This window comes from Micromonospora orduensis (assembly GCF_006228125.1).
In the GTDB taxonomy this organism is placed as follows: domain Bacteria; phylum Actinomycetota; class Actinomycetes; order Mycobacteriales; family Micromonosporaceae; genus Micromonospora; species Micromonospora orduensis.
In genome coordinates this window covers 1-4,739 of sequence record NZ_VDFY01000058.1, presented here as the reverse complement: position 1 = coordinate 4,739, position 4,739 = coordinate 1, and the positions used below count along the sequence as shown (strand labels likewise).

The 4,739-nt window shown below is 74.3% G+C and carries 4 protein-coding genes; all 4 read right to left on the bottom strand.

What is annotated here, in order from left to right; translation table 11 throughout:
- Window positions 1-772, bottom strand: a 772-nt coding sequence (locus FHG89_RS00805) for a cytochrome c biogenesis CcdA family protein (RefSeq protein ID WP_139581966.1), incomplete at its 3' end; no start/stop codon positions are given.
- A complete protein-coding gene (locus FHG89_RS00800; RefSeq protein WP_139581965.1) occupies window positions 769-1,374 on the bottom strand; it encodes a redoxin family protein in 606 nt (201 codons plus the stop codon). The genes FHG89_RS00805 and FHG89_RS00800, both read right to left, overlap by 4 nt.
- A gap of 39 nt (window positions 1,375-1,413) precedes the next feature.
- Window positions 1,414-2,880: an NADH-quinone oxidoreductase subunit NuoF family protein gene (locus FHG89_RS00795; RefSeq protein ID WP_139581963.1), complete on the bottom strand. Its 1,467-nt coding sequence runs from the start codon at window positions 2,878-2,880 to the stop codon at window positions 1,414-1,416.
- Entirely contained in the window at window positions 2,877-4,499 is a 1,623-nt protein-coding gene (locus FHG89_RS00790) for a hypothetical protein (RefSeq protein WP_244295067.1), read from the bottom strand. The genes FHG89_RS00795 and FHG89_RS00790 overlap by 4 nt, the downstream gene beginning before the upstream one ends.
- Window positions 4,500-4,739: the final 240 nt, after the last annotated feature.

Here is a 4,739-nt window from a genome sequence, read left to right as displayed (position 1 = left end):
CCTTATCGTCGGCAGCGTCAGATGTGTATAAGCGACAGAGGCTGTGTTGCAGCTCGGCCGCCGCTCGGATCACCGGGTCCTGGAGGGCGTCGCGGCGGCCGGCGGCCAGCCGTAGCTCGTACCAGCCGTACCAGGCGACGTAGCCGCCGGCGAGCAGCAGCACCAGGCCACTGAGCCGGGGCACCAGGGCGCCGGCGCCACGTAACCGGGCCACCAGTCCGTCGCGCAGCAGGGCCACGCCGAGCGCGGCGACCGCGACCACCAGACCCATCCCCAGGGCGTACGCCCCGAACAGGGCCAACCCCCGCCCGGTCGAGCCGGCCTGGAGGCTGGTCACCACGATGGCCAGGAACGGCGCGATGGCGCACCCAAGCGACGCCAGCGCGTACGCGGCGCCGAACAGCGCCATCGACGGCCAGGACCGGGTCAGCCGGGGTGCTCGGGCGGACCAGCCGGGGGCGGGCAGTCGCCGGCCGGCGAGCAGCCAGCAGCCGGCCACCAGCAGCAGCACGCCGAGGGTCACGGTCAACCACGGCAGCCGGGGCCGCAGCCAGCCGGCCAGTGGCGCGAGCGCCAGGCCGAAGGCACCGAAGACCAGCACGTACCCCAGGGTGAGCCCGGCCGCCGCGGTGAGCGCGCGGCCGACCGCGCCGCGGGTGTCCGACGCCCCGGCGACCAACAGCGAGAGGTACGCGGGCAGCAACGCGAAGCCGCACGGGTTGACCGCGCCGAGCATGCCGGCGGTCAGCGCGAGCAGCAGTGCGGCGGTCACGCCCCGGCCAGTGCGGCGACCCGGGCGCTCAGCGCCTCACCGTCCAGGAAGCCCTGGTGCACGACCCTGCCGTCCCGGTCGATGATCACGAAGATGCTCTGCTCGGTCACCTTGAACCGGCGCCAGATCGCGCCCGCCCGGTCGTCGATCTGCGGCGTCCCGCCGAGGTCGAACTCGGTGACGAACTCCTTCATCGCCTTCTGCTCGCCCAGCCCGGCGACGCCGACGATCGGGACGGTGTCCCGGTACTTCGGCGCGACCTCGGCCACCGTCCACGCCTGGCTGGCGCAGGTGGCGCACCACGGCGCCCAGAACCACAGCACCACCGGCTTGCCGGCGAGCCGCGCCGCGTCGAACGGGGCCCCGCCGAGTGTGGTGCCGGTGAAGCGCAGAACGTCAGGGACCCGCGCCGGGGCGGCGGGCGGCGCACCGGTCGCCGGGTCGGTCGGCGCGGGCGGCGGGCCGGTCGAGGCCGGGGCTGATCCGGCGGCGGCGGGCCCACCCGGCGCGGTGCCCGTGCAGGCGGCAGTGCCGAACAGGGCCATGACGAGCGCCCCGGCGGTGGCGGCGCGCGCCGTTGTCCGCCCGATCCGCAACCGCATCCGCTTCTCCGTTCGACAGGGTGTGGGTGTGTGCCGTTCCTACTCGGCCTTGGCGAGTCGGAGTGCCAGCTCCGGGCACACCTTGACCGCCTTCAGCGCGCCCTCGCGCAGCCAGGTCGGCACGGGAGTCGTCGGGAAGGCGGGATATCCGTTCGCGTCGAGCCGGATGAAGTCCGGCACCACGTGGGCGCAGAGCCCGTGCCCGTCGCATCGGGACCAGTCCAGGGTGAGCTTCTGCGGGTTGGGATCCGGTGCGCCGGGCAGCCCCATCACGCCCTTGACCCGCCTGCCGCAGCCGTCGCCGGTGCTGTGCAGCCGCAGGTCCTCGCTGAAGACCTCGATCGCGGAGAGCGCGAACCGGGCGGTGCCGTCGGGGTGGCTGCACGCGCCCCGGCCCTTCACCTCGCCGGCGGCGGCGCGGACCACGTCCGCCGGTTGGCTGCCGGCGACGGCCAGGTCCACGGCGCGGGCCAGATCCGGCAGGCCCATCTTGCACGGCCCGCACTGGCCGGCGGACTCGCCGGCCAGGTAGCGCACCACCTGGGCGGCCTCACCGAGCGGGCAGGTGTCGAGCCCGAGCGGGACGATGATGCCCGCGCCGAGGGTGCCGCCCACCGCGGCGAGGCCCTTGCGGGACACCTCGGCCTTCTCCGCCGCCTCCGAGGTGATCCACTTGCCGTGGTAGCCGCCCATCAGGATGCCCTGCACGTCCGGCACCTCGCACAGGTCGAGGACGTCGCGCAGCGGCATCCCCGCGGTGCACTCCACCACGGCCGGTCGACCCGCCGCGCCGGTCACGGTGAGCAGCACCGTGCCCGGCTCGTCGTCGGTGCCCAGCGCCGCGTACTCGTACGGGCCCAGTCGGGCGCCGACAGCGAGCTGGGCGAACGTCTCGGCGTTGGACAGCAGGGTGGGTAGGCCGCTGACCCCGGAGTCGCTGGAGCGCTTCTTGGTGCCCGGCGGGATGTGCGGCAGGCCGTTGATGCCGTTGACCAGTGCGCCGCCCTCGCCGGAGATGAACCGGTGCGGCACGGTGACGATGGTCGTCTGCACCGGCATCCGGCGCTCGTCGAGGGCCTCCATCAGCGAATCCCGGCCGACCCCGTCGTCCGCCACACCGATCACGATCTCGTCGGCGTCCAGCGCGTACGCGGCCAGCGCCGCGCCGTCCAGGATCAGGTGCGGAGCGCGGGTCAGCAGCACCTTGTCCTTCCAGCTGGCCGGCTCCCCCTCGCTGGCGTTGACCACCACGACGGCGGCGAGGTCCTGCCGCTCGCAGGACTCCAGCACCGCGCGCATCTTGCGGGCGAACGGGAAACCCGCCCCGCCCTTGCCCTTGAGCTGCATGCCCTCGGCGAGCCGGAGCAGCTGCGCGGGCTCCATCGGGCCGATCGGCCCGTGCACCTCCTCGTGCGCGGCCAGGTCGAGCCGCCCGAACTCGGCGAAGCCGGCGGTCAGCCGTGGCTCGCCGACGCAGGCGACCGGGGGCACGGTCGTCCGCATCACTTGGCCTCACCCCGCAGCCCGGCCCAGTACGCCCCGTCGACGGCGTCCGCGCTGGCCTTGCGGCGCTTGGCGGCGCGGCCCTCGGCCCGGCGGGCCCGGCGGGACGCCAGGTCGACCAGGGTCGGGGTGTCGTCCACGGGAGGCGCGTCCTCGTCCGGCACGTACCGGGCCGGCGGGCGCCAGTAGTCAGGCTCCTCCGGCAGGTCGTCCTCGGCGCTGTGCCGACCGCTGCCGCTGCGCGGCGCCGCCGAGATCGGGCCGGCGGAGATCGGCTCGGCGGAGATCGGGCCGGCCGAGATCGGCTCGGCGGCCTGCCACCGGCGCGGGCTGTCCCACGGCTCCTCGGCCTCGTCGAGCGTCCGCTGCGGCGGCACCGAGTAGCGGGTGCCGTCGTCCTCGGAGCGGGATCGGCGGCTGGTCCGCTCGGCGGCCGGCTCCTCGGCGCGTCGCCGCCGGGGCGGGGCCGTCTCCTCGTCCCGGTCGCGGGTACGCGACCCGCGTCGCCGGGTCACCGGCTCCAACTCCTCCTCGTCGCGTCGACTGGTGCCGGTGTCCTGCGCGCCACGGCGGGTCGAGCGGCGGCCGGTCACCTCCGCCTCGTCGCGTCGACGGCGGGCGGGCGCCGGCTCCTCCTCCCGACGGCGGCTGGGCCGCGCGGGCTCGGCGAGTGAGCCGGGCTCGGGCACCACGGGGACGGTGAACCGCTCGGGGTCGCGCCGCCGGGCCGCCGGCGGGGCGGTCCACGTGGCGGTGGTGGCCTCCGCCCAGGCGGGACGCTTGTCGGCGGCCTTCGGGCGCCGACCCAACCCGGCCAGCAGCGATCTGGCGGTCTTCGCCTCCTCGGCCCGGCCGGCCATCACCGCGTTGCGCACCGCTGCCTGGTGCTGCTCGCGGCTGCGCCGACCGATGGTGACCGAGAACCGGACCAGCAGGGCCAGCACCACCAGCAGAATGCAGCCCAGGTAGCTGAACATCACCCAGGGCGCTGCGGCCCGACCGGCGTTGAGGCCGTGGAAGACAGCGAACGGCCAGGCCAGGTACGCGGTGGAGTGCAGCGCGCGCCACAGCCACTTCGGACCGACGCCTGCGAAGCGGGCCCGGATGATGCCGGTCCAGATCACGCTGACCATCAGCAGTGCGGCCACCGTGCCGAGGCCGACGTAGAGCCCCCGGCCACCGACGAACGGCACCAGGGCGTCCGTGGCCGCAGCCCGACCGGTGGCGATCTTGGTCAGGACGTGGAACGCCAGCCCGGCCACACCGAGCACGCCGGTGGCCCGGTGCGCCGACTGCATCAGCACCCGGTGCGAGATGCCCAGCACCAGCCGGTCGGTGGCGAGCAGGCCGAGCATCACGGTGAGGCTCAACGACACCAGGGCCACCACCCCGGCGAAGAACTCGGTAAAGAAGAAGCCGTACGCGTACGCCGTCTGACCGGCGCCGGTCAGCATGGTCGCCGCCCAGAGCGCGGCGAGCGCCGACGCGATAAGCGCGGTTGTCGCGCCCCGCGACCTGGTGCGTACCCCCCGACTGCTCTCGCTGGTCCGGACGGTGCCCGCCTTCTGGTTCTGCTGTGCCCGGGCCATCTGCTCCTCGATCGTCTCGCGGCGGCGTACCACCGGCCGACCCCTGCTCCCCCATCCAGTACGGACGGGCGGGGCGAGCGGATCACCCCGGGATGGAAATTTCTGGGCCGGATCGAACCGAGCGACGCCGGGACGCGTGTAGCGGCCACCATGGACAGTGATCACCATCCATACATTGACAGCCGTTGCAACACGCTTGTAACCTTTCGGCAAATTTCAGCATGGGCTGCAAGATTCGAGCAGCCGATGCGGTCCCCCGCCGCACCACCACCA

What these genes read in the sequence shown, in the direction of transcription:
- FHG89_RS00800 (WP_139581965.1), bottom strand. Translation starts at nt 1,374, where the DNA reads ATGCGGTTGCGGATCGGGCGGACAACGGCGCGCGCCGCCACCGCCGGG.